Origin of the sequence: Pseudomonas sp. SED1 (assembly GCF_034044025.1) — a bacterium.
Lineage (GTDB): Bacteria > Pseudomonadota > Gammaproteobacteria > Pseudomonadales > Pseudomonadaceae > Aquipseudomonas.
The window spans coordinates 1-5,267 of the sequence record NZ_JAXCIS010000178.1; the positions used below are offsets into that span (position 1 = coordinate 1).

General features: G+C 61.5%; 5 protein-coding genes. 3 read left to right on the forward strand and 2 right to left on the reverse strand.

Annotated elements, in window-relative coordinates; genetic code table 11:
- Window positions 1-111: 111 nt before the first annotated feature.
- Window positions 112-1,128: a DUF4917 family protein gene (locus tag SNL23_RS23220; RefSeq protein ID WP_076015979.1), complete on the reverse strand. Its 1,017-nt coding sequence runs from the start codon at window positions 1,126-1,128 to the stop codon at window positions 112-114.
- A gap of 127 nt (window positions 1,129-1,255) precedes the next feature.
- Between SNL23_RS23220 and yiaY the strand changes: the two genes are divergently transcribed.
- Window positions 1,256-2,404, forward strand: a complete 1,149-nt coding sequence (yiaY, locus tag SNL23_RS23225; RefSeq protein ID WP_076015978.1) for an L-threonine dehydrogenase — start codon at window positions 1,256-1,258, stop codon at window positions 2,402-2,404.
- Here yiaY and SNL23_RS23230 read toward each other — a convergent pair.
- A complete protein-coding gene (locus SNL23_RS23230) occupies window positions 2,371-3,558 on the reverse strand; it encodes an MFS transporter (RefSeq protein ID WP_318303682.1) in 1,188 nt (395 codons plus the stop codon). The genes yiaY and SNL23_RS23230 overlap by 34 nt on opposite strands.
- A 115-nt stretch (window positions 3,559-3,673) precedes the next feature.
- Between SNL23_RS23230 and SNL23_RS23235 the strand changes: the two genes are divergently transcribed.
- Both SNL23_RS23235 and SNL23_RS23240 read left to right on the forward strand, forming a co-directional pair.
- Entirely contained in the window at window positions 3,674-4,348 is a 675-nt protein-coding gene (locus SNL23_RS23235) for an NAD(P)H-binding protein (protein WP_076015976.1), read from the forward strand.
- Entirely contained in the window at window positions 4,349-5,260 is a 912-nt protein-coding gene (locus SNL23_RS23240) for a LysR substrate-binding domain-containing protein (protein WP_102604146.1), read from the forward strand.
- Window positions 5,261-5,267: the final 7 nt, after the last annotated feature.

Genomic DNA, 5,267 nt, shown 5'->3' on the forward strand with positions numbered 1-5,267 from the left:
GTTTTTTGGTTACTTTTTTAGGCGTTTGTAAAAAAGTGACCCGCTGTAAGAGCGGAACCCTAAGTAGCCGTTACCGCAGCAACGGATATGTACACCCCACCCCCACCCCCATCACCGCTCCACGGGCACCGAAAGCCCCGAATCCCCAAGCGCATGACTACGCGCATCAAAAAACCGCAACTCCACATCCACCCCTTCAAACAACTCCGCAAAACGCCGCTTCTGCTGCTGAATAAACCCCGCACTGCGCCCAAACACCGAAATCGCCAACGTCTTGATCTTCGCCTGCCGAATCGCCTGCACCAGATGCACATCCTGCGCGCCGAGGTGATGCCCGAAAATGCAAAGCGCGCCCTCATGGCTCAACAACTGCTCATAACAGAACGACAAATAGTCAGAACTGCGAATAGTCTTCAGCTTCTCCTCAACCTTCCCCTCGCTGACAAACAACGGCACATCATCCAGCGTCTTGATCGTATTGTTGATCGCAAAACTGCTAAGCAACGTGCTGTCAGTGGTCGGCAATTTACGCGCCGTACCGTCAAGGTTACGCACCAGGTGCAAACCACCATGCAAATACAAAATGCGCGTGCTGTCGGTGGCGGTATTACGCAGGTCAAAGCTCGCATCCGCGCTGCGAAACAGATCATCGATGCCCGGCGCCTGCAGGATCGCCCAGTAGTTGAGCAAGTCGTAATTGCTGGTGAAAACCGTCGGATAACTCGCCAACTCCTGATGAATCGTCGCCAGCGTCGAAGGCTGCACCAGGCGCCACGGAATATGCACGCTGTGGATCGTATTGATCAGCGCTTCCTTGATCGCGTAGTAGCGATTACGTGGCGCCGCTGAGCTGACCGCCAAGGCCTTGTTGACCCGGCTGGTGGTTTTCAGCGCGCCCAGCACCTGTTCGAAACTGCGGGTCTGCATCGCGTCAAACACGCTGAGTTCGGACTGGCTCAGAGGTTTTTCTTCCACGGCGCGGGCGTTTTCGAACAGTGAGTCGTAGGCAAAGTCTTCCCACACTGCGCGGCTGGCGCCGTTGCCGATCAGGATCCCGCTGAAGGCGGTACTGCTGCGCAAGGCGTTCCAGTCTTCAAGGTGGGCGTCAAAATCCTGGGAATCCTTCATTGCGGCGTGTCTACTCAAAATCGGCTGGGCGGTGACTTTATCACGAGCGGGCGTTGATCCTGGTCAAGATGCCGCAGGCAATCGAGGTCGATGCTGTAGGCATAACGACTTTCGAGGATTAGCCACCATGAGCAGCACCTTCTTCATTCCATCCGTCAACATCATGGGCATCGACTGCCTCGACGAAGCCATGATCGCGATTCGCAACTATGGCTTTCGCAAGGCGCTGATCGTCACTGACGCCGGGATGGCCAAGGCAGGTGTCGCCAGCATGATCGCCGAGAAACTCGCGATGCAGGACATCGACTCGGTGGTCTACGACGGCGCCAAGCCCAACCCGAATGTCGAGAACGTCGAAAAAGGCCTGGCGCTGCTGCAACAGAGTGCCTGCGATTTCGTGGTCTCCCTGGGCGGCGGCTCGCCCCATGACTGCGCCAAAGGCATTGCCCTGTGTGCGACCAACGGCGGGCACATCGGAGACTACGAAGGCGTCGACCAGTCGGCCAAACCGCAACTGCCGCTGGTGGCCATCAACACCACCGCCGGCACTGCCAGCGAAATGACCCGCTTCTGCATCATCACCGACGAAACCCGTCACGTGAAAATGGCTATCGTCGACCGCAACGTTACGCCGCTGCTGTCGGTCAACGACCCGGCGCTGATGGTCGGCATGCCCAAGGGCCTGACCGCCGCCACCGGCATGGATGCGCTGACCCACGCAATCGAAGCCTACGTGTCCACCGCCGCCAATCCGATCACCGACGCCTGTGCGATCAAGGCCATCGAACTGATCAGCGCCAACCTGCGGATTGCGGTGCGCGACGGCCAAGACATGGCCGCCCGGGAGAACATGGCGTATGCGCAGTTCCTCGCCGGCATGGCCTTCAACAACGCGTCCCTGGGGTTCGTGCACGCCATGGCGCACCAGTTGGGCGGGCTGTATGACTTGCCCCACGGCGTGTGCAATGCGGTGCTGTTGCCCCACGTGCAAAGCTTCAACGCCAGCGTCAGTGCCGAGCGCCTGAGCCATGTGGCACGGGCCCTTGGCGCAGACATCAAAGGTACCTCAGTGGAAGAGGGCGCCCAGGCGGCCATCGCGGCGATTCGCAGCCTGTCCCAGGACGTGGAAATTCCTGCCGGGCTGCGGGAGTTGGGCGCCAAGTTGCAGGACATCCCGCTGCTGGCGTCCAACGCCCTGAAGGACGCTTGCGGCCTGACCAACCCACGGCGCGCGGATCAGCGTCAGATTGAAGAGATCTTTCGCAGCGCGTTCTGATCAGCCCTGGCCATGGCGACGCACAGCAGTGCGCCGCCCGCCAGCGCCACGCATAACACCGCCAACGGCCAGGCCTGCTGACTCGCCAACAGGCTGGCCACCCCGCCGATCGCCGCCGCCATCAACTGATGCATGAAACCGCTCAAGGCCATGGCGTAGGAGCCGCTCACCGGTGATTCATCATTGGCCAGCGACAGGCTGATGGGATAACTCATCGACTGCCCGAACACCGCCAGGCAATACGGCAGCCACAGCAGGATCGCCAGCCCATTGGCGAACAGGCTGCCCAGCAACATCGTCGCGCTGCCGCACATCACCAACGCCACGCCCCAACTCATCATCGACAGGCGCCCGGTGCGGGCGACGAGGCGATTGACCATCAACGCCCCCGCCAGATACGCCCCGCTGATCGGCCAGCCGAGCCAGCCATATTGCGCAGCGCTCCACTCGAAATGGCCCTGCAAAATCAACGGTGCGCAGGTGTTGAACGCGATGATCACCCCGTAACCCAAACCGCCCGCCAATGCAGGCCGCAGGAACGCCGGATGGCGCAGGATCGTGCCGTAGATGCGCCAGGCCGAGGCGTGTCCAGAGGCGTTTTCCAATCTCGGAAACACCACCCGTTGCAGCGCTATCATCAAGCCGACAGCCGCCACCGACAGCCCATAAAAGATCGCCTCCCAGCCAAACGCCACCTGCAACAGCGAGCCCACAAACTGCCCGATGCCCAAGGCGATCACGAACGTCATCCCCAGCCACGACAAGCCTTTGGCCAACAGGGCACCGCTGAAACTGTCGCGAACCAACACCCGCGCCATCACCGACACGCCGCCCGCGCCGAGGCCTTGAACCAGCCGCAGGCCGAGGAACGATTCGAGGCTGTAGGCGGACGGAATCGCTGCACTGGCCAGCGCATACAGCGCCAACGCCGCCAGCAACACCGGCTTTCTGCCCAGCCGCTCACCGAGGCTGCCCCAGGCCAACATCGGCAACGCCATGCCGATCAAATACACCGCCAGGGCCAGTGCTACCTGATCCTCTGCGGCGGTCAATGACAAGGCAATTGCCGGCACGGCAGGCAGATAGCTGCTGATGCCAACCTGGGACAGAAAGGCCGCGCTGCAGGCGATGGCGAGGGTGGTGGTGCTTTTCAAGGGGCAAAAGATCCTGTTGAGCAGTAAGCTGCAAGCCGCAAGCTACAAGCTGCTAGTGTGTTTGTCTCTAGCTGGCAGCCTGAAGCTAACCGCTTGTCGCTTAGGAACCAACCTTATGAGAGTTCTATTATTCGGCGCCACCGGCATGGTCGGCCAGGGCGTGTTGCGCGAGTGCCTGCTGGCCGGTGACGTGCAGGAAGTGGTCGCCGTAGGCCGTACCGCACTGGCCCAGGAACACGGCAAGCTGCACCAGGTGCTGCATGCCGACATGTTCGATTTCCAGCCGCTGGAGCATCTGCTGCAAGGTTTCGATGCCTGCTTCTTTTGCCTGGGTGTTTCTTCGGTGGGCATGGACGAGGTCAAGTACACCCATTTGACCTACGACCTGACCCTGGTGGCCGCCAGCACCCTGGCCCGGCTCAATCCGCAAATGACCTTCATCTACGTGTCCGGCGCCGGGACTGACAGCAGCGAAACCGGCAAAACCATGTGGGCGCGGATCAAGGGCAAGACCGAGAATGCGTTGCTGCGCCTGCCGTTCAAGGCGGTGTACCTGTTCCGTCCCGGGGTGATCCAGCCGTTGCACGGTGTGCGTTCGAAAACCCCGCTCTACCAGTCCATCTACACCGTGGTCGGCCCGTTGTTGTCGCTGCTGCGCCATGTGCGGCCGGCGTGGGTAGTGAGTACGGAAACCGTTGGTCGCGCGATGCTCTCGGCCGTCCGGCACGGCGCACCTCTGCCGGTGGTGGAGCAGGCCGATATCAATCGCCTGGCCACCGAGCGCGCCTAGATGCTGCACAAAAGCCTGGTTCGTCGCCTTGATCTGATCACGCTGCAGTTGTTTGTGGCGGTGCATGAAGAAGGCACGCTGACCCGCGCTGCGGCCCGTGAAGCCATCGCGGTCTCGGCGGCCAGCAAGCGTTTGATGGAGTTGGAACAGGTGCTGGGCGTGAGCCTGTTTGTGCGCCAGGCCAAGGGCATGCAGCTCACGGCCGCCGGCGAGACCTTGCTGCACCATGCGCGGCAGATGCTGTTCAACGTCGAGAAAATGGGCCTGGAACTGGGCGAACACAGCCACGGCGTGCGCGGCTATGTGCGGATGCTGGCGAATCTCTCGGCGATCATTCAGTTCCTGCCGGAAGACTTGCGCGACTTTTCCGCGCTGCACCCGCAGGTCAAAGCTGACCTGGAAGAGCGGCCCAGCAATGGCGTGGTCCAGGGCGTGATCGATGGGGTGGCGGACCTGGGTATCTGCTCCAGCGACACCGACACCAAAGGCCTGCCCGGCGTGACCTATCGCCGGGACAAACTGGTAGTGCTGATGCCGGCGGATCACCCGTTGGCCTCGCGCAAGACACTGGCGTTCGCCGAGACGCTGGACAGCGACTACGTGGGGCTGCATTCCGCCAGCTCGATCAACATGCGCACCCACGCGGCGGCACGGGAGGCGGGCAAGGTGCTGCGCCTGCGGATCCATGTGCCGGGTTTTGATGCCATGTGCCGAATGGTCCAGGCCAACATGGGCATCGGCATCCTGCCGCAAAAGGCCTATGAATTGTTTGGCCGGGCGTTGGGTTTGCACGCGGTGCCGCTGACGGATGCCTGGTCGGATCGCAGCCTGATCCTGGTGGTGCGTGATGAAGCGCAGTTGTCGCCGGTGAGCCGGTTGTTGTTCGATTACCTGCGGCGGGAGCAGGCGTAAGCAAATA

Bases quoted from the DNA above. Each gene is read 5' to 3' on its own strand.
- SNL23_RS23220 (WP_076015979.1), bottom strand. From the start codon at position 1,128: ATGAAGGATTCCCAGGATTTTGACGCCCACCTTGAAGACTGGAACGCC.
- SNL23_RS23240 (WP_102604146.1), top strand. From the start codon at position 4,349: ATGCTGCACAAAAGCCTGGTTCGTCGCCTTGATCTGATCACGCTGCAG.
- SNL23_RS23235 (WP_076015976.1), top strand. From the start codon at position 3,674: ATGAGAGTTCTATTATTCGGCGCCACCGGCATGGTCGGCCAGGGCGTG.
- yiaY (WP_076015978.1), top strand. From the start codon at position 1,256: ATGAGCAGCACCTTCTTCATTCCATCCGTCAACATCATGGGCATCGAC.